The 18,762-nt window shown below is 59.3% G+C and carries 18 protein-coding genes and 1 pseudogene; 5 read left to right on the plus strand and 14 right to left on the minus strand.

Features of this window, described 5'->3' with window-relative positions:
* Nucleotides 1-17 precede the first annotated feature (17 nt).
* A complete protein-coding gene (locus ACUTR7_RS01590) occupies nucleotides 18-599 on the minus strand; it encodes a TetR/AcrR family transcriptional regulator (protein WP_012205713.1) in 582 nt (193 codons plus the stop codon).
* A gap of 55 nt (nucleotides 600-654) precedes the next feature.
* A complete protein-coding gene (locus ACUTR7_RS01595) occupies nucleotides 655-1,605 on the minus strand; it encodes a LysR family transcriptional regulator (RefSeq protein WP_445607937.1) in 951 nt (316 codons plus the stop codon).
* A 123-nt stretch (nucleotides 1,606-1,728) separates the two neighbouring features.
* Here ACUTR7_RS01595 and ACUTR7_RS01600 point away from each other — a divergent pair, with 123 nt between their 5' ends.
* The 5 genes from ACUTR7_RS01600 (at nucleotide 1,729) to ACUTR7_RS01620 (ending at nucleotide 7,229) form a co-directional block, all read left to right on the plus strand.
* Nucleotides 1,729-2,745: a Bug family tripartite tricarboxylate transporter substrate binding protein gene (locus ACUTR7_RS01600; protein WP_445607938.1), complete on the plus strand. Its 1,017-nt coding sequence runs from the start codon at nucleotides 1,729-1,731 to the stop codon at nucleotides 2,743-2,745.
* Nucleotides 2,746-2,749: 4 nt separating this feature from the next.
* Nucleotides 2,750-4,666 (plus strand): AMP-binding protein, encoded by a 1,917-nt coding sequence (locus ACUTR7_RS01605; RefSeq protein WP_445607939.1) that lies wholly within the window; start codon nucleotides 2,750-2,752, stop codon nucleotides 4,664-4,666.
* Between the two features lie 194 nt (nucleotides 4,667-4,860).
* The gene (locus ACUTR7_RS01610) at nucleotides 4,861-5,589 is read left to right on the plus strand and encodes a DUF4198 domain-containing protein (protein WP_013802332.1); all 729 of its coding nucleotides are present in this window, start codon (nucleotides 4,861-4,863) and stop codon (nucleotides 5,587-5,589) included.
* Nucleotides 5,590-5,787: 198 nt separating this feature from the next.
* On the plus strand, nucleotides 5,788-6,528 hold the full coding sequence (modA, locus tag ACUTR7_RS01615) for a molybdate ABC transporter substrate-binding protein (protein ID WP_063326031.1): 741 nt from the start codon (nucleotides 5,788-5,790) through the stop codon (nucleotides 6,526-6,528).
* 35 nt (nucleotides 6,529-6,563) lie between these two features.
* Nucleotides 6,564-7,229 (plus strand): molybdate ABC transporter permease subunit, encoded by a 666-nt coding sequence (locus ACUTR7_RS01620; protein WP_445607940.1) that lies wholly within the window; start codon nucleotides 6,564-6,566, stop codon nucleotides 7,227-7,229.
* A gap of 30 nt (nucleotides 7,230-7,259) precedes the next feature.
* On the opposite strand, the gene ACUTR7_RS01625 is transcribed toward ACUTR7_RS01620, so the two are convergent.
* The 12 genes and pseudogenes from ACUTR7_RS01625 to ACUTR7_RS01680 all read right to left on the minus strand — a co-directional run bounded on the left by ACUTR7_RS01625 (nucleotide 7,260) and on the right by ACUTR7_RS01680 (nucleotide 18,756).
* Nucleotides 7,260-7,973: a hypothetical protein gene (locus ACUTR7_RS01625; RefSeq protein WP_445607941.1), complete on the minus strand. Its 714-nt coding sequence runs from the start codon at nucleotides 7,971-7,973 to the stop codon at nucleotides 7,260-7,262.
* A 107-nt stretch (nucleotides 7,974-8,080) separates the two neighbouring features.
* Nucleotides 8,081-8,953 (minus strand): hypothetical protein, encoded by an 873-nt coding sequence (locus tag ACUTR7_RS01630; RefSeq protein ID WP_445607942.1) that lies wholly within the window; start codon nucleotides 8,951-8,953, stop codon nucleotides 8,081-8,083.
* A gap of 14 nt (nucleotides 8,954-8,967) precedes the next feature.
* Nucleotides 8,968-9,255, minus strand: a complete 288-nt coding sequence (locus ACUTR7_RS01635; RefSeq protein ID WP_445607943.1) for a hypothetical protein — start codon at nucleotides 9,253-9,255, stop codon at nucleotides 8,968-8,970.
* A gap of 197 nt (nucleotides 9,256-9,452) precedes the next feature.
* Nucleotides 9,453-9,869 (minus strand): SMI1/KNR4 family protein, encoded by a 417-nt coding sequence (locus ACUTR7_RS01640; protein ID WP_445607944.1) that lies wholly within the window; start codon nucleotides 9,867-9,869, stop codon nucleotides 9,453-9,455.
* 137 nt (nucleotides 9,870-10,006) lie between these two features.
* Nucleotides 10,007-10,423 (minus strand): hypothetical protein, encoded by a 417-nt coding sequence (locus ACUTR7_RS01645; protein WP_445607945.1) that lies wholly within the window; start codon nucleotides 10,421-10,423, stop codon nucleotides 10,007-10,009.
* A gap of 491 nt (nucleotides 10,424-10,914) precedes the next feature.
* Nucleotides 10,915-11,433, minus strand: a complete 519-nt coding sequence (locus tag ACUTR7_RS01650) for a DUF4303 domain-containing protein (protein ID WP_445607946.1) — start codon at nucleotides 11,431-11,433, stop codon at nucleotides 10,915-10,917.
* Nucleotides 11,321-11,611: an RHS domain-containing protein gene (locus ACUTR7_RS01655; RefSeq protein WP_428144777.1), complete on the minus strand. Its 291-nt coding sequence runs from the start codon at nucleotides 11,609-11,611 to the stop codon at nucleotides 11,321-11,323. The genes ACUTR7_RS01650 and ACUTR7_RS01655 overlap by 113 nt, the downstream gene beginning before the upstream one ends.
* A gap of 444 nt (nucleotides 11,612-12,055) precedes the next feature.
* Nucleotides 12,056-12,571, minus strand: coding sequence for a hypothetical protein (locus tag ACUTR7_RS01660; RefSeq protein WP_445607947.1), 516 nt, complete (start codon nucleotides 12,569-12,571; stop codon nucleotides 12,056-12,058).
* On the minus strand, nucleotides 12,571-12,969 hold the full coding sequence (locus tag ACUTR7_RS01665; RefSeq protein ID WP_445608233.1) for an AHH domain-containing protein: 399 nt from the start codon (nucleotides 12,967-12,969) through the stop codon (nucleotides 12,571-12,573). The genes ACUTR7_RS01660 and ACUTR7_RS01665 overlap by 1 nt, the downstream gene beginning before the upstream one ends.
* An 18-nt stretch (nucleotides 12,970-12,987) precedes the next feature.
* Nucleotides 12,988-13,140: pseudogene (locus ACUTR7_RS01670) on the minus strand (RHS repeat-associated core domain-containing protein); the annotation flags it as partial.
* A 308-nt stretch (nucleotides 13,141-13,448) separates the two neighbouring features.
* Nucleotides 13,449-14,018: a hypothetical protein gene (locus ACUTR7_RS01675; RefSeq protein WP_088164688.1), complete on the minus strand. Its 570-nt coding sequence runs from the start codon at nucleotides 14,016-14,018 to the stop codon at nucleotides 13,449-13,451.
* Nucleotides 14,008-18,756, minus strand: a complete 4,749-nt coding sequence (locus tag ACUTR7_RS01680) for a DUF6531 domain-containing protein (RefSeq protein ID WP_445607948.1) — start codon at nucleotides 18,754-18,756, stop codon at nucleotides 14,008-14,010. Before ACUTR7_RS01680 ends, ACUTR7_RS01675 begins: the two co-directional genes overlap by 11 nt.
* Nucleotides 18,757-18,762: the final 6 nt, after the last annotated feature.

Below are 18,762 nucleotides of genomic sequence, written 5' to 3' on the forward strand. Positions count from 1 at the left end.
GCAGCGGCCAGGCCTGCTCAGCCCAGCAGCCGCTTCGTGGACACAAGGGCTGCGGCAAATGGCTCCTCATGCCGGCCCAGCTTGGACAGCAGGGAGGCGCCCAGCCACAGCTGGTACAGCGATTCGGCCAGCGCAGGCGCGTCCAGGTCGGATGTGATGGAGCCATCGGCTTGGCCGGCGCGCACGCAGTCGGTCAGCCGGGTGATGATGGCGTCGGTGCCGGTGCGCAGCACCGAGCGCATGTCGTCGGACAGGTCGCAGACCTCGGGGCCCAGCTTGACCACGAGGCACTGGCCTCCTGCATGGGCCGAGCACTGGTTCTGCGTCCAATGGCGGAAGTAGGTCATCAGCCGGGAGATGGCCGGATCGGGCGTCTCCATGAGCGCATCGATCTTGGCCAGGTACTCATCGAAGTACTCCTGCAGCAGGGCCTGGCCGAACTCTTCCTTGGACTTGAAGTAGTAGTAGAAGGAGCCCTTGGGCACGCCCGCAGCCGCGACGACCTCGGCCAGGCCGACGGCCGTATAGCCTTTCTGGGTCATCAACGCCTTGGCCACATCAAGGATGTGCTGGCGTGTTTCCTGTGCGGGTTTCTTCATGGGATCGAAGTCTAACGCAAAAACCGACCAGTCGTCTACAAACTTTGTTCCCGCGTCATTCCGGCGGTCGCAAGGTCTGCGCCGTGTCGGGCAAGTCACCCGGCCGGATGATGCGCGCAAGGCCCATCCTGTCGCTCAGAAAGTCGATCAAGGCCCGGGCGGCGCCGGACTGGAAGCGGTTGGGCATGTACAGCATGAACATGCGGCCCTGGTTGATGCTGAATTCGTAGTCCTGCATGGCCAGCACGACGCGGCCATCTTCCACCTGGCGGCGCACCATGTAGTCGGGCACCAGCCCCACGCCCAGGCCGGAGGTGATGCAGTCGCACAGGAAAGGGTAGCTGCGCGACATCAGCGTGGGCGTGATGTCCAGCTCCTCCAGCGGCTGACCGTTCCGCGCAATCTGCAGGCGCACCTTGCCGCTTTCTCCGCCCGATGTGATGAGCGGCGTGCGCGACAGCTCGGATGGTGTCTCCGGCAGGCGGTGGCTGCGCAGCCAGTCGCTGGAGGCGCACAGGCTGTAGCGCACCGGCCCCATGTCGCGCGCCACCAGCATGGGTGGCGGGTCGGACATGACGCGGATCGCGATGTCCACGCTGTCCTTGAGCAGGTTGTCTATGAAGTTCTCCAGGCGGATGTCCAGCACCACCTGCGGATGGGCGCGCTTGAACTCGATCAGCCACGGCGCCATGACCAGGTGGCCGTAGCCGGTGGGCACGCTCAGCCCGATCTTGCCCGAGATGTCGTCCGTGCTGCTTTGGGCCAGTTCGCGCACCAGCTCGGTCTCGTTGAGGATGTTGCGCGCATGGCGGTAGATGCGCTGGCCGACCTCGGTGGCCTCCACGCCCTGGGGCGTTCTGCGCAGCAGCGATGCGCCCAGGGACTTCTCCAGCCGGGCCAGGTGGTAGCTCACGTTGGCCCGCGACATGTTCAAGAACTTTGCCGCCTGGCTCAGGTTTCCGTGTTCGATGATCTGGACAAGGATGTTGAATGCCAGGAGATCCATGCGTTGCGGTCCAAGGGGGTGTCAATATTGTTTGACATGATGTCAACCGCCGCCGCCATTGTCAAAGAGGGTGCGCTGGGCAGAATGGGCCAGCCAGAACACATAAACATTCAAGGAGACAAGATGGCAGGCATCACAAAAAGACAGGCGTTGGCCAAGGGCATGGCGCTGGGCGCCATCGGCGTGGCTGCGTTCGCATCGCTGTGCGGCGCGGCGCAGGCCAATACCGATACCGGCGCCTGGCCCGACAGGCCGATTCGCCTGGTCGTTCCCTTCCCGCCGGGTGGGCCCACCGATGGCGCGGCGCGCGTCTACGCCGAGGCGCTGGCGCGCCAGCTGGGCCAGCCCGTGGTGATAGAGAACAAGCCCGGCGCATCGGGCGCGGTGGCGGCAGGCCAGTTCCGCACGGCAGCGCCTGACGGCTATACGCTGATGATGATGGTCACGCCCACCATCATGGCGCCGCATTTCTTCAAGAACGTCAAGTTCCACCCGGCCACGGATTTCGCCCCGGTCACCAAGATCTATGACCTGCCCAATGTGATTGCGGTCAATGCGCAGTCGCTGCCCAAGGTGACCGACCTCAAATCGCTGTTCCAGTACGCCAAGGCGCAGCCCTCCACGCTGGACTACACCAGCTCCGGCGCGGGCAGCTCGGGCCACCTGAGCATGGAACTGATGAAATCCGCCAAGCTGCACACCATGCAGCACGTGGCCTACAAGGGCAGTGCGCCCGCCATGAACGACACGCTGGGCGGCGTGGTGCCGGTGATCTATGCGGACATGGTGTCTGCGCTGCCCCATATCCGCAGCGGGCGGCTGAGGGCACTGGCGGTGGGCACGCCGCAGCGCGTGAAGGCGCTGGACGGCGTGCAGACCATGGCCGAGCAGGGCTTTGGCGGCTATGAGGCATCGTCCTGGGGCGGCCTGGTGGCACCCAGGGACACGCCGCGCGCCATCATCGACAAGCTCAGCGCCACCTCGCGCCAGCTGCTGGCCACCGACGAGGTGCGCGACCGCTTCGAGAAGATCGGCGTGACGGCCGCCTACCTCAACCCCCAGGACACCGAGGGCCTGATCCGCAGCGACTACACACGCTGGGGCGAGGTGGTGCGCACCAACGGCCTGGGCGCGGAGTGAATCCATGGCCATGAGTCCTATTCCTGTGCAATCCATGTTCCGGCCCCTGCGGGCCGTGCGTTCCCTGGCCGATGTGGAGGCCATCGAAAGCCAGCCCATGGTCGGGCTGATCACGGCGCAAACGGTCTACGACCTCTTTTGCAACTCCGCGCGTGAGCACGGCCAGGGCAGGGCACTGAGCTTTCTGCCCCAGGCCGGCAGCGCGGATGATGCCCGGCACCTGAGCTATGCCGAACTGCTGGGCAAGATCCACCAGACGGCCAACGCCCTGCATGCGCTGGGCATGGGCGCCAGCGACACGGTGGCCATCCTGCTGCCCGGCTGCATGGAGTACCACTTTGCGCTGTGGGGCGGCGAGGCGGCGGGCATCGTGCAGCCCATCAATCCGCTGCTGAGTGCCGAGAAGATCTCTGCCCTGATGCGGACCACGGGCGCGCGCTTTCTGATCGCCTGGGCGGACGAGGACGATGCCGGCATCCGGGACAAGGTGGCGTCGCTGGATGCGGACCTGGCGCATGTGCTCTGGGTCTCGCATGAAGGTCGGGTTCCCCAGGCGAATGGACAGCGCTGGCCCGCCAGCGATCTGCATGCCGCCCTGGCCGCCCAGCCCTCCGACCGGCTGGTGAGCGGGCGCCAGCCCCAGGCCGGCGACGTGGCGGCCTACTTCCATACCGGGGGCACCACGGGTGCGCCCAAGATCGCCGTGCAGACGCATGGCGCCCAGGTCTACACCGCCTGGGCCAGCGTGCAGATGCAGGGCCTGAACACGGCCGACCGCACCATCAACGGCTACCCGCTGTTCCATGTGGCGGGCGTGCTGCCGGGCTCGCTGGCCTGCTTCTCGGCCGGGGCCCACGTCATCATTCCGACCACGGGGCTGTTTCGCAACAAGGCCGTGATTGCCGGCTTCTGGCGGATGGCGGCACAGTGGAAGCCCACGCTGATGTCGGCCGTGCCCACGGTGCTGGCCGCGCTGGTGGAGGTGCCGCTGCAGGGGGCCGATGTGTCCTCCATCCGCTACTTCCGCACGGGCGCCGCGCCGCTGTCGCCCGAGGTGGCGGCGCGCTTCAAGGCGCACAGCGGTTTCCATGTGCACGAGAGCCTGGGCATGACCGAGATGACGGGCATCTCCACCATCACGCCGCCCGGCCTGCACGCGGCGGCGGGCCATGTGGGCCTGCGCCTGCCGTTTGCGCGCCTGACCGTGCGCCGCATGGGGCCGGACGGCAGGCCATCGGACCAGGAAGCGGCGCCCGGCGAAACCGGCATGGTGGTGTTCCAGTCGCCCAACCTGTTTTCCGGCTACCTGGGCGGCATCGGGCCGTCCAGCTACCTCACCGATGACGGCTGGCTGATCACGGGCGACCTGGGCTCGGTGGGCGCCGATGGCCTGCTGCGGCTGCGCGGGCGTTCCAAGGACGTGATCATCCGCAGCGGCCACAACATCGATCCGCAGGTGATAGAGCAGGCGCTGGAGCGCCATCCCGCCGTCAAGGCCTGCGCCGCCGTGGGCGCACCCGATGCCTATGCGGGCGAGGTGCCTGTGGCCTTTGTCGCGCTCCACCCCGGCGCCCAGGCCGATGAGACCGAACTGCTGGCCTTTGCCGCAGCCGGCGTGGACGAAGCGCCCGCGCGCCCGCGCTATGTGCGCATCATCGATGCGCTGCCCACCACCAACGTGGGCAAGGTCTACAAGCCGCGCCTGCGCAGCATGGCCGCAGAAATCTACGCCCGCACCCTCGTGGCCCAGGCGCATGAGCGCATGGGCCTGCCGCTGCCGCCCGCGGCCAGCACCACGCACGCGGAAGGCGAGGGCTTTGTGCTGCGCCCGGCCAGGGCGCACGACAGGCGTCCCTGGGAGCAGGCTGCCGAGGCGCTGGCCTTCACGGGCGAGCCGGTGCGCATCGAGGATGCCGCCTGAACGCTGGGCCGGACCCCATTGCAGCCACCTGGTGAACTGCGCCGGAGCGGTTTGCAATGCGCATAGAATGCAAACCATTCGCATTAAATAATCAATGCGGCGACATCCGGCCGCACCCCACTCCCCAAGCACGTTCATGCCGTCGGCCCGTTGTGGCGCCGATGGCTGTTTTTTTGTCCTTTGAGGAAGCTGCAATGAAGAAACACTGGATTCTTGTCTCCGCACTCCTGGCCGCCAGCGGCGCCAGCCAGGCCCACCAGATCTGGCTGGAGCAACCGGCCGGCGAAACCGCCGTGATCCGCTTTGGCGAGTTTGGCGACAACCTGCGCGAGACATCGCCGGGCCTGCTCGACAAGTTCGGCAAGCCCGTGGCCACCCTGGTGTCTGCCCAGGGCGAGAAGGCGGCCGACGGCCGCAAGACCGGCACCGGCTTTGCGCTGCCCTTCAAAGCCGGCCAGGGCGACAGCATCGTGGCCGAGGATGCCGGCTATCCGCTGTACACCAGCAAGAAGGGCGAGCAGGAACTGCGCAACTGGTACCACCCGGCTGCACGCCTGATCACCGGCTTTGCCGCCCAGGCCCCGCGCCTGACGCTGGATGTCGTGCCCTCGGGCAAGGCCGGCGAGTTCAAGGTCATCTACAAGGGCCAGCCCCTGCCCAAGGCCAAGGTGGTTCTGACCGTGCAATCGGGCTGGAGCAAGGAAGCCCATGCCGACGAGCAGGGCCTGGTGCAGTTCGACATGCCCTGGAAGGGCACCTACGTGGCCGAAGCCACGCACGACGAGCGCAGCGGCGGTGAGCGCACCGGCCCGAACGGTGCAGAAAAATACGACGGTGTGCACTATGTGACCTCGGTCACCTACGTCAAGCCCGAAGGCGTGGCGCCCATCGCTGCCGGCCCTGCGGCCAAGCCCAACAAGTAAGCGCTGCGGCCAGACACCTTGGCCCGAGACGCAGGCAGCCATGCCTGCCTGCCGGCCTCCATGCCTCATGCATGGAGGCTTTTTTATGGGCGCTGCAGTAGGAACACATGGGTGGGTGCGGGATTCGTCGTATACGATTGAATATTTCGTAAAGAGAGGGGCGTGGGCTTCAACGCCGCGTTCTAGAGGAGGAAATCCATGTTCAAACGCATACTGTCCCGCGGCCTGGCGCCGCTCCTGGCGCTGTTGTTGGCTGGCTCGGCCAGCCTGGCCCATGCCGATGAAGGCCTGCTGCTGGCCGCTGGCGCCGGCTACCGCAAGCCCGTGCTGGAACTGCTGCAGGCCTTCGGCCAGGCCACGGGCATTCGCGCCGAGGCCAGCTTTGGCAACATGAAGCAGATCGAGACCCAGGCCCGCCAGAACCCCGAGATTGCCGTGCTGATTGGCGACCGCGCCTTTGTCGAGCCCATGCAACTGGCCGAGCGCTACATCACGCTGGGCCAGGGCCAACTGGTGCTGGTGGCAGCGCGCGGCCAGCGCCTGGAAAGCGTGCAGGACCTGGCCAGGCCCGAATTCAAGCGCATTGCCGTCGCCGACCGCAGCAAGGCCGTGTACGGCAACGCGGCGCGCATCTGCCTGGAGCGCCTGGGCCTGGCGCAGGCGCTGGGCGAACGCCTGGTCGAAGTGGCCACGGTGCCCCAGGTCAGCGCCTATGTGACCACCGGCGAGGTGGACGCAGGCTTTGTCAACAAGACCGAGGCCCTGGCCCTGAAAGACCGCGTGGGCGCCAGCGTGCCGGTGGCGGCCAGCTGCCATCCGCCCATCGAACTGAGCCTGGCCGTGCTCAAGGGCCGCGCCTCATCACCGCAACTGCAGGCTCTGCTGGACTTCATCGCCACGCCGCAGGCCCGCCAGGTGCTGGAGCGGCACGGCCTTTGATGGGCCACCCGTTGCCTGCTGGCAGCTGACAGTCCATGACCGCCTCCGTTTGCGCCCAGGCGCCGCTGGCCCTGACCGCGCATGTCGTTGGCTGGAGCCTGATGCTGCAATTGCTGGTGGGTGCGGGCCTGGGCTGGCTGTTGGCGCGGCGCCGGTTTGCGGGGCGCCAGCTGGTCGATGCACTGGTCAGCCTGCCGCTGGTGTTTCCGCCCATCGTGCTGGGCTATGGCCTGCTGGTGCTACTGGGCCGGCAAGGGCTTGTCACCCAGATGCTGCCGGCCGTGCTGCGGCCCGACATCGTGTTTTCGCAAACGGGCCTGGTCATTGCGGCCTTCATTGCCGGGTTGCCGCTCATGGTCAAACCCACGCAGGCCGCCTTTGCAGGCACTTCGCCACGCCTGCTGGAGGCGGCGGCCATGCTGGGGCACCGCCCCTGGTCGGTGTTCTGGCGCATCGAGCTGCCGCTGGCCCGGCGCGGCATTGCGGCCGGCCTGATCCTGTCGGGGGGCCGTGCGTTGGGCGAGGTCGGACTGTCGCTCATGCTGGGCGGCAACATCATCGGCAGGACGGAAACCCTGTCACTGGCCATCTACAACAACGTACTGGACGGCAATCTGGCCTGCGCCAATCAGCTCTCTGTGATGCTGGGCGTGCTGGCCATGGCGGCCTTCATGGTGCTCAGGCGGTTTGGCGCGCTGTGAGCAACGGGCAGGGCGCAAGCTGGAAAGGACTCAGGGCAGGAACGGCGAAGACAGCAGCCGCAAGCCGATGGAAAACCACCGTTCCTGCGTGCTGCTGCCCGCGCGGTTACCGTAGGTGGCATCGATCTGCACATGTCCAGGCACCAGCCAGTAGCGCAGGCCCATCTGGTAGAAGGGCTTGCCCTGGTTTTGGCCGAATGTCTCGGCAATCAGCCAGGTGCTCTGGCTCAATTGGGCCTCGGTGGCCAGGCCCCAGGTCATGAGGTTGCGATGCGCCTGCGCCGTGCGCAGCCAGCCCACGTTGGTGTGGAAGAACAGCCGGTCATCGCGCAGCGAGAACGTGACGGGCACATAGGCGTACAGATCCCCCCGGCCCTGGCCCTCGTCATTCGGATGCCGGGCATTGCCCACGGCCAGGCCCCAGCCCCAGCCATTGGGCTGCAGTTCCTTGAACAGGGTCTTGCCCTGGATCACCACATCCGTGGTCCGGCTGCTGCCGTCCTCTCGCGTGCGTGCCGCGCCCAGCGTCAGCTCCAGATTGCCCGTGAAATTGCAGGCCGGCTGCGCCCAGAACTCCGTGCTGTCCTTTTTGGACTTGACCCAGCTTTCCAGCTGGCAGGACTTGGCATCGACGATGCGGGCATCGTCCGTGATCATGGGGCGAGCCGCGTAAGCCGGGCCGCTACCTAGGGCCGCTACCATGCCCAGGGCTGCTGCCGTCCAAAGGGGGTGGGAATTGCACATGGCCCGCCATCCTAAAGCCGAAAAATGACGCCATCAGAACATTGCTGTGCCAGGAGCGCCACAACAACGGCTGTGCACGGATTGACCTCATATAGCCCTATATGCCCTTATATGGCTGGCACATCGAGGCACAGACGCAGACCCGCCATCTGCCCGGGCATGTTGGCCAGCGGCAGCTGAAGCTCCGTCAGCAGCATGGCCTGCTGCATGGGATGCTGAAACGGATAGAACGCCGCCGCACCGCCACGGATGCGCCACTCGTGCGGACTGGCCTGCAGCTGGGTGAATGTGGCCACCGCCAACGCCGCCATTCCCCAGGAATTGGAGGCCGCGCGGTTGAGCTGCCCATCGCCAAACTGGGTCAGGCACACATCACCGGACAGATCGCGCTGGGGAACCGCGTCCCCACACACATACAGCCGCTCCGTGCCCGCCTTCGCAACGTACTCCCACTCATGGTCCCAAGGCAGGCGATAGCCCGTGGCGGCCAAAAAGCGCTGCGCTTCCTCTTGCGTGACATAGGCGGGAAACGGCCCGTCCTCGCTGGAGAAATCAGGCCGCTCCAGCCCATCGCACAACTCCACATGCTCTTCAATCACCCACTCGAACGTGGGAAAGCGGCCCATCAGAAATGCGGGCACATGCACGGGACCGGCCTCCTGCGCTGCATGGACCACCGGCGCAATCAAGGACCAGTCCTCCGCAGGAATCGAACCGCGCAGCTTATCCATCCGCTGCGCCGTTGCCCCGTAGGTGAAATCGCCGCCCAGGACCAGGGTCAGCGCGGTCTCATGCTGCGCGTCATGAAAACAGGGAATTTCCCATGCCACGCCTTCGGCAGTTTCTGCGTAAACGAAGGGCTTGACGGGCTCGAAGTTGCCAGGCAGCCGCTCAAGAATGGCGTGACGGATGTCTTCGCGGCGGGCGTGCGTGGCGGATTGCCAGGTCTGTGGGTTGGCGAGTTCGGGAATGGTTTGCATGGTCGAGGCAAAAATCACATGACTTCAAACAGATGAAATTTGAGGCCGTGCGGATTCTTGTAGAAATCTTCAGGCAGCTCGCCACGCATGGTCAGATCAGACTTTTTGTCTCTGATGTAAACGTCCATCTCATAGCCCCAGTCTCCGGAATTCAATGGATAGATCCTGATGGAGACACGATCATCTTTGGCATAAATATCATCATTCTCCTGAGTGATCTTGCTTCCCGTGGGAGGAGAGGATAAGGCAGTGAAATCGTCTTTTCCGAGATAATTTTTCAATGCTTCACGCTCCTCATCCATCTGCAACGGGCTGATGCTGAAGCGGTCTCAAGAGTTTTCAATCGTGATGAAGGAATCCGGCAGCCAGCAATTGTATGGTTTCCTCAACAAGTTGAAGATTGAGAGACATGAATATTATTAGGTCACGTTGATTCGGATTGACGGCTACTGAAGAAATCTATTGCTTTGACTTGCTTGATTTTTTAGTCCATCTCGGACTATGTGGAATTTAGGGATTCAAGCAACGTCGAACCAAGATTTTCGCCTAATTTCCTTGCCGCGTTCCAGTCCAGATCTCCTAAGGGAACGGACCAAACAGAACAGTCGTTGGGGAGAGATCTGAAAACATAGCCAACTCTTCCGCCGTCCGTGGCAAAGCACAAAGCCTTGGCGCCAAGATACTTCTGAATGCAAAATTCTCTGTTGAGTTGAACAATTTCGTTCAGCGGCCAGAAAACTAAATATAGAGCACCGAAATCACCTTCTCCTCCATTGGACCAATACATCCATTGGGTGTAGTCGCCAGGCAGATTCATCCTTCTTGATGTGTCCGTGATTGTTTCTGCTTCCAAGGGAGGGTCACGATGATATCTGCCTGACATCAAGGTCATGATGGTGTCGATCGTGCTGGCCATGCTTATTGATTGTTCAAATAGCTAGAGATCAGTCTTAGAGAAAATTACAAAATCACCGTTGTTCGGATTATTGTCTCCTTTCCAACCACAGGGAAATCCTGATGACGCATATATTTTGAATAATTTCTCAAAGAAATTTATTTTTCTTCTGAGAAAAGTCTGGCTTTTGCACAAGCTACAAGATCTTCGTAGAAGATGTTTGTCAGAAAATCGTATTCATCATCATCCAGATTCAAATCAATAATCAGATGTTTGTTATTTGTTTTTATTTTTTCGTAATAATTTTCCAAATCACGATGCATTGCGAAATTTTCTAACTGGTTTGGCGGTGTGGGTATTTTAATTTCGCCCTGAGCGGAATTGAATATATCTGGCAGAAAGTAATATGGAATTTTTATATCTTGATCGGCATATATTTCCAGGGCTTTATGTATATTTTTGATGATTTCTGTATATTTATCATTATTTTTGTATATGCCGCCGAGAAATTTTCCATCTCTCATGAAAATGAGAATCTCTTGCACGTCCGCTGGATAATCCGGTATGGTTGTCATAGGTTTTTATTTTCTGAAGTTATTCAAAATATTGAATTTTGATATTTCACATTTGTTGATAATATAAAAAATCCGGTATTCTAAAATTACAACCTGGTCGATCAAATAATCAAGAGCAGAGTTAGCTGCGGTGCAGAGATTTTTCTGAGGCTTCTTTAACTGGTTTTCCTCGTTCCTCCATTCTGATTTACTCTTAGCCAGGAGCACGTAGCTGTCGGGCTCATAGAGGTATTCGATCAGGCGGAAGCCACAAATCTCTCCGGCCAGCAGGTCGCCGTAGAGGAAGGTGGTGCGCCCGAAGGCATCATGCTTGTCGATGCGCCGGCCCAGCGCGTCGTAGAGGTAACGTGTGGACTGGCACCATACCCATCCAAAATAGATAGAGTATTTATGGAATGTACTCCATTAGTGTTTTCTGAATTCTCTAAATATTCAAGCCCTTTTGCTCTATAGAAATCTATTCTACGAGATCAATCAGTTGGAAATTTTATTTATTCGTCTTGCTCATCAATCCATTTTTTGAAACTAGATGCTTCTTGCGGGCTGTTAAGGCGCGAGATCCATGAAATTTCCTTTTTATTATTGGTGTAGTCTGTTACAGAAAAAACCAATATACAGTTGCCGAAAAAATTTTCGGATTTTAATTGCTCAAGTGCAGCTACACATGATTCGAAAAGATTTTTCTGAAATTTTATAAAATCTTTATTGTTGTGTTTTGTGCTATGAAATTTTGATATTTCGGCAGAAACATCAGTAAACCATTCGTGTCCTGAGAATTCGTATTTCCATTCGGCTGTACTCCATTTGTAATATTGAGTGTCTTCTGGGTCTTCTTTAATTTTCTTCTCTAAGAACGAGGTAGTGTTTGCTGATGGGCAAACAGTCATAGCGCCTTCGTCAGAGTATAGGCCAAATGCACAAAAATCCTCTTCTGGATGAGAACTTCTTAAATTGGAAAATGCTTTCAAGGCTGCGTCTTTGATGACTTTTATGAAATCCGCGTTTTCCATGATGTTCCTTATAAACCAAAGCCAGGAGGCACTGGTCGTGAGTAGACACTGCCGCATCGTCAGTGCCTATGCGCAGGTACTGCAACTGATAGGCCTGGCCCCAGACCTTGTAGCTGGCGGCCCAGACGATGCGGCCGGTTTCGTCGGTGAGCTCCTGGGGGCGCCGATCTGGTCGCATTGGTAATAGTAGGTGGCAAAGCTGGCCTGAGCTGTTTCCGTCTATACCTGCACGTTACAGTGTTCTTCACTCCGCCATTCCGACTCCAAGAGGGCCTGGGGTGAAGGCCTGCCGGGCTGACCCTGGAGTGCGCCTTGCTGGCTGACCTTATGGGTGGTAAGGCTGCCTATTGGGTTCCAGCCATAGCGGCTGGTCAGCGTGCCTTGGGTGCGTTGGATTTCCTGGGACAGGGCGTCGCCTGGCCACTTGGCCGTCGGGGAGGATCTGGTGCAGGTGACCCGAGCCGTAGTAGAGCCATTGGACGCGGCGGCCCCCGGGCAGCCAGCAGTCCGTGCGGTTGCTCAGTTCGTCGTAGCCGTGTGAAAGGCTGCGTTGCCTTATTTAATCAGGCAGCAGCCCCGCGTATCAGCCGAATCATTTTGATATATTTTATTGCACTAATATTTATCGTGAGTAAACCACAAAATCTCCCTTCTTCCAATTTTTACCGCCAATCCATGCGCACGGGAATCCTTGCCTTAGATAAACATCTAGCATTTTTTCGAAATATGGATGAGAGCTAGGCATCATCAATCTCGCTTTCGCACATAATATCAGATCTTCATAAATGGCTTCTGATATGTCAGTGATTTCTTGGGGATCCAAAATTCTGCTAATGGCATGCTTTGAGAAATATTCCCTGAGATGCTCAAAATAATTGGTGTTTCCAATTAATTCTGTTAATTTTTTTCTTTTCTCATCAAAAGGTGGGGACTCTATTTCTCCGGATGCATCTTCGGTAATGTCAATGATGAAGCGATAAGGTTTTTTTATGTCCTCATCTTGTTGCATGTACATCGCTTTATGAATATCTAATATTCGCTCTTCTGAAATTCTGTCTGTTGTTTGCAGTAGTGGCCCATCTTTCATGAGGTGAAAAATCTCTTGAACATTAATGGGAAAATCATTTTCTGAAATCATTAGAAACCGCCTTTCTTTAAGAGATCATCCCACAACTTGAAATTTGATCCTTCAGATTTTCTTATTGGATTGCCATTCTTCAATTCTTTGTGCAGAAGTTTTTGCATATCACCAAGTCTTTTAGATGGTTTCTTTGGACAGCCGTCGGCAGAAGATATTTCTCTATCAATGGCATCTAGCAGCGCATCACTATATTCGTTGTGACTTCCTCTGTGAGTTGATTTGCCATAATATCTTCCTTTTTTACCGTCAAATTTTCCGGCATATTTAGGTAGATTAATAAGATTTTCAAGAGCATCTTGATCTATACACTTTAATATGGGGCGTTTTTTAAACAATGCTTGTGGAATTTTGTGATGAGTTTGGTGTTTGGGTGCTAACCCTGCGGCCTTATTCATTCTATTTCTATGAGTGCTTAAACCATTTGGGTCAATCCACTCAGTTGGATTGACACCGTATGCATAGAAATTTTCACCACCAAACAACCCAATCGGATCCTGATGCACGAACCTTCCCACCACAGGATCGTAATACCTGAACCGGTTGTAGTGCAGCCCCGTCTCGCCATCAATTCAGAGCGTGTTATGCACTTTTGAGTACCCGCGAAAGCCGGGGAACGGGCCTGGAACGAGGCGTAGCACACCAATACCGCAAGCGAGCTGCAACGACGGGCGAACCCTTTTCCTGGCTTTCCCGAAGGGTTGGCTCTGCGCAGAGGGGCTCGCGGTGTTGCAGCGCTTGCAAAGGCTTCAGCCTTGGCGGCGAACTGCGCCTTGCAATCACCAGCGCACAAAGTCAACGCGGATGCTCAAAATTGCATAGCACGCTCTAGAGAATTTCCTTAAATTCTATTGAATTAATATGATCATTCTCTGATTTACACGTCCAAATTTTTAACGGCTTCTTTTGCTCTAAGGACAATGTCATCCGCAGCTGAAAATTGCCTTTCTATGGAAGATAGTGCTCTTAGTATAAATAGACCAAAATCTTTGTTTCCAAATCTTGTTTCTATTTCTGCGAAATACTCAATATCCTCCATTTTTTCTATGCTTATTTTTGATTTCTTGCCTTCTTTGAATCCAATATATTTGTATAGATCTGCAGCAGCTGCATTGCCGGAGTCCTTGAATTTTGTGAACAACCCATTAAACAAAGTTTCCTTGAAACCCTCTTTTAATCTACCTTTTCCATTTAGAGAATCAGGGTGAAAGGTTGAGAGGTATTTTTCGTATTTTACCGCTTCGTTATTTATGGAGTATGGTATTTTCTCTTCGTTGAGAATTTTTTCAATTTCGTCAACATTTTTAAATTTGATTCGAGCAAACCTAGCTGCTGAGAACTGGCTTCTCAATGAATCTTCGTGGGCAGCAAGGTAGCCTTGAAATGAAATGTCAGCTCTTCCTTCAAGGAGTTCTTTAAAATAGTCTAGATGCTTTTTATCCACCATATCGTCCTCCAGAGCTTCTGCTGCCTTTAGGTATTTTATAGTCTTTCATCATTTTCTTTATCTGCGACTGAAGATCAGATTGAGAGAAATTAGGATTTTGGCAAAGCCATGATTTGAAGTCGTTGTTCCATCCGCCGGAGTGAATATCAAAATGAAGTAAATTTGTAATATCTGCTATCTGCCGATCTACAAAATCTTTAGGGTTCTTGACGCCAATGGCTTTTAGCCTGTTTACAAAACATTTGTTTTTTAGCATTTCCTGTGGTATCAGGTGATGCCTTCTATTCACAGATGGTCCGTTAGTGCTTCTCCAGGTGGTAGATACTCTGTTCTGCCCGCCTTTGGTCTTGCCTGTGACTCGTATTAAACCTAGCGGGTCTGAATAGAATATTGGATTGGGAGAATATAAATATAGAAGTTCACCTCCCTCCAACCCAATCGGATCCTGATGCACAAACCTTCCCACCACAGGATCGTAGTACCTGAACCGGTTGTAGTGCAGCCCCGTCTCGCCGTCAAAGTACTGTCCCTGGAACCGTAGCGGTTGCTCCACCAGCGCAAGGCTTTGTACCTCACCCTGGGCGGCCAGGGCCAGCGGGCGCTGGTCGTGGGTGAACACCGCCGCATCGTCCGTGCCGGTGCGCAGGTACTGCAACTGCTGGGTCTGGCCCCAGACCTTGTAGCTGGCGGCCCAGACGATGCGGCCGGTTTCGTCGGTGAGCTCCTGGGGGGCGCCGATCTGGTCGCAGTGGTAGTAGTAGGTGGCGAAGCTGGCTTGGTCCGCTTCTGCCTGTGCGTTGCGGTTTTCTTCACCCCGCCATTCCGATTCCAGCTTGGCCAGGGGCACGAAGCTGTCGGGCTCGTAGAGGTATTCGCTCAGGCGTGAGCCACGGATTTCTCCGGCGAGCAGGTCGCCGTCGTAGAGGAAGGTGGTGCGCCCGAAGGCATCGTGCTTGTCGATGCGCCGGCCCAGCGCGTCGTAGCGGTAACGCGTGGTCTGGACGGTGGCGGCAGGCTCTGGCTGCGTGTTCGATCCGGCGATCTTCGGTTCGGGCCTGTCGTGGTAGCGCGTGACCGTGGATTCGAGCATCTGGTGCTCGGCGCTGTAGCGAAAGCGCTGTACGGTGTGCCAGCCGATGCGGCGCTCCACGATGTTGCCGTGCAGGTCGTACTGGAAGCGCAGGTCCTGGTAGACGGCGAGCCGGTTGGTGGGCACCTGTTCGCGTTCGTTGCTGGTGCCGCCGCTGCTGAGGTCTCCACCACGGTTGGGGTTGAGCAGGTTGCCTGCGGGGTCGAATGCGAAGGTTTCCAGGTTCCGGCCCGAGGTGGGCAATCCACCTGCAGCATTTTTCTGGGCGGCAAGGATGCGGCCCAGGGCGTCGTAACGGTACTGGCTGTCGCCGCGCAGGCCGTCGCGCGTGGCGACGAGGTTGCCTGTGGGGTCGTACTGGTACACGCGGGCGATGCGCTGGCCGGAGGGCAGGGGAGTATCCCGGTCCCAGAGGGCCTGGGGTGAAGGCCTGCCGGGCTGACCCTGGAGTGCTCCTTGCTGGCTGACCTTGTGGGAGGTGAGGCGGCCCATGGGGTCCCAGCCATAGCGGCTGGTCAGCGTGCCTTGGGTGCGTTCGATTTCCTGGTGCAGGGCGTCGCGTTCGATGTCGCTGACCACCTGGCCGTCGGCGAGGATCTGGTGCAGGTGGCCCGAGCCGTAGTAGAGCCATTGGACGTGGCGGCCCCCGGGCAGCCAGCAATCCGTGCGGTTGCTCAGCGCGTCGTAGGCGTGCCGATAGCTGTAGGTCGCCAGCGCCTGCTCGTCTGCACTGGGCGCCATGTGTACCTGGGTCTCTTCCACCAGCCGCGATAGAGCGTCGTAGGCGAAGCGCACATGTGCATCGGGGTTGCTGGCATGCAGCATGCGGCCCAGCAGGTCGTAGCCATAGGTGGTGGTTCCTCCGTCTCCATTACCTGCCGCGTCGCTGCCCACGTGGATCTTGGCGACAAGGCGGCCCAGCACATCCCTGCGAAACAGCGTGCGCTTGGGCAGGGCTGCGTCGGGCCGTGGATCGTAGGGCGTATCCGGGGGCAGGTGGGCATCGCGCTCGTGCAGTTCGGTCAGTTCGCTGGCGGCGTTGTAGCGGTAGCGCTGTATGCGGCCGTCAAAACCGGTTTCCTCGATCAGGTTGTCTGCGGCGTCGTAGGTGAAGCTGGTGACGGCGCCGTTTTCGTTCTGCAGGGCGATGAGCCTGCCCACGGCGTCATAGCGGTAGCGCAGCGTGCCGCCCAGCGCATCGCGGCGCTCCACGGGCTGGTCCAGGCCGTTGTAGGTGTAGCGGGTGATGGCGCCTTGCGGGTCGGTGTAGGAAAGCAGGTTGCTCTGGGGGTCGTAGGCATAGTGATGTTCGGAACCATCAGCGCCCCACATCCGGCGCAGGCGTCCAAGCGCGTCGTGAAGGTAGCGCGTGGTCTGGCCCAGGGCATCGGTGGAGGCCACGAGGTTGCCCAGTATGTCCCACGCATAGCGCGTGACCTGGCCCGAGCAGTCGGTGTAGGCCACGAGCTGTCCGGCTTCGTCCCACTGCAGATGGCGGGTTTTGCCCAGCGCGTCTTCTATGGCGACGGGCAGGCCGCGCGTGTCGTATTTCCAGCGCGTGGCGTGGCCGAGCGGGTCCAGGCGCTCGACCAGGTTGCCCTGGGCGTCGTAGGCCTGCCGCCAGACATGGCCCAGCGCGTCGGTGACTTCTTCGGGCAGGTTGAGCTGGTTGTATTTGAGGCGGGTGGTGGCACCTGATGCATCCGTGACGGCCAGCAGGTTGCCCTGGCCGTCGAATTGCCAGCGGGTGATGCGGCCCATGGCGTCCCGCGCCTGTTGCGGGTTGCCGGCGGCGTCCATGCGCGTCTCGGATCGGACGGGCTGGCCATCCGGCCCGGGTTCGACGATGGCGATGACCTCATGCCGGGCGTTGTATTCGTAGCTGCTGCGCCTGCCCAGGGCGTCGGTGACATGGGTGGTGCGGCGGCCCAGGTCGTAGTCGAAGCGGGTGTCCAGCGTGGCGGGCTCGTCGGTCCAGGTCCGCACGACGCGGCCGCCCGCGTCAAGCCGGCTCCATTCCTGGTGGTAGGTGAAACCGGTGCGGCTGCTGTAGGCCACCATCAGGTGCTGGCGATAGCGATAGTGCGCCACGCCGCCCATGGCATCCGTGGCGGACTGGAGGTTGGCGTGGGCGTCATCCGGGACGTTGCCATCCGTCCCATAGGCATAGCGTGCCAGCAGGCCGCCGACCTGTTCCACACCGTTGATCACACGGGATTCCAGGTGGATCTCCTGCAGGAGCGGGCCGGAGGGGCTCAGGTCTTCACTCCAGGTGAAGCGCAGCTTGCGGCCAGCGCTGTCGGTCAGTCCCAGCGGGCGGGGCGCGCGGCCATCGATGCCTGTGGCAGTGTAGGCCGGGTAGTGAAGGCTGATGGTGTTGCCATTGCGGTCCACCAGGTGCACCAGTGGCAGACGCCATTGGCCGGTGGCCGGGGGGGCGAACAGGTGCCGGGTGCCATCGGCGCTTTCAACGCTCCAGCCGCCTTGCTGGTGGTGGGTGACGGTGATTTTTTCGCGCGGGTCGAAGTGGCTGGTACCGGCGGCAATCACGGGCAGCTGTATGCGGCGCCCGCGGGCGTCGTAGTAGTGCACCGCATCGTGGACCAGCACCAGTTCGGTGGACAGGGGCGTGCTCCATCCCCATCCAAGCCAGCCAGGACGGCGGTCGCTGGAGCGGTAGTACCGCTGCCAGGTCAGGGCCATGGGGCCGGGCAATTCGAAATCCGTGTCGCGCAGGATCTTGGTGCCTGTTGCAAAGATCACGGGATGGCATGTGCCCAGCTCGCAGGTCGGTGGCGTGTCAATGCTTCCCTTGGAGGCGTTATCGATGATGTTGCCCTGCGTGTTGGGATTGACGCTGTTGTCCGTGCGCTGTGCCACGGGGTTGCGGCGCGATTTGGCGCGCTGGGCGATCTTGCCCAGGACAAAGCCAATGGTGATGGCGGCCACGCCATCGGCGATCACTTCGGCGACCTGGTCGATTTTTTCGTCGGTCAGAGGCGGTGTCAGCAGCTCCTGGATTTCCTGGGCGAGTTCGGCGACTTGCTCGGCCGCCTGGGCCATGGCGGCCCCTCCGACGACGAGGTTGACGCCGGGAATGAGCTTGCCCACGAGCTTGAGGGCGGGTCCGATCAGCGCGCTGGGATCGGTCAGGCTTTCTCCAAGGGCCGACAGCTGGCTGGAGAAGGCGCCCGGCAGCTTTTCGATCACCTTCTGCGCCAATTGGTCATAGGGACCGGGCAGCGCCTTCATGGCAAGGCGCATGGCCCAGCCAGGATTGATGACCATGGCGTTGCTTTTGGTCGTGTCGAAGGACCGCACGCTGCCCCGGCTCTCGAACTTGGTATCGCTGCTGTAGCTGGTGGGCTCGGCCGCGCCGCCGACAACGCCGGAACGCACGCCCGCGATACCACCGAGCTTGTCGGGCGTGGCGGGTATGGACTCGAAGCGGCTGCCGGCCACGGCCACGGGGTGCCCATCAATCTTGAGCGTGGCCGTGCCGTTTTTCAGGCCTGGGCCATGGGCCATATTGAGGATGGGAACCGGTGGTCCCTGGGGCTTGGGAAAGACGGGGTTGATCGGGCCAGGAATCATGGCCGGATTGCGGCCTTCGTGGATCGCGCGGCGGTCGTTGACGTAGGTGGCCATGGATGG

It is taken from the genome of Delftia sp. NA_296.1 (genome assembly GCF_052692095.1).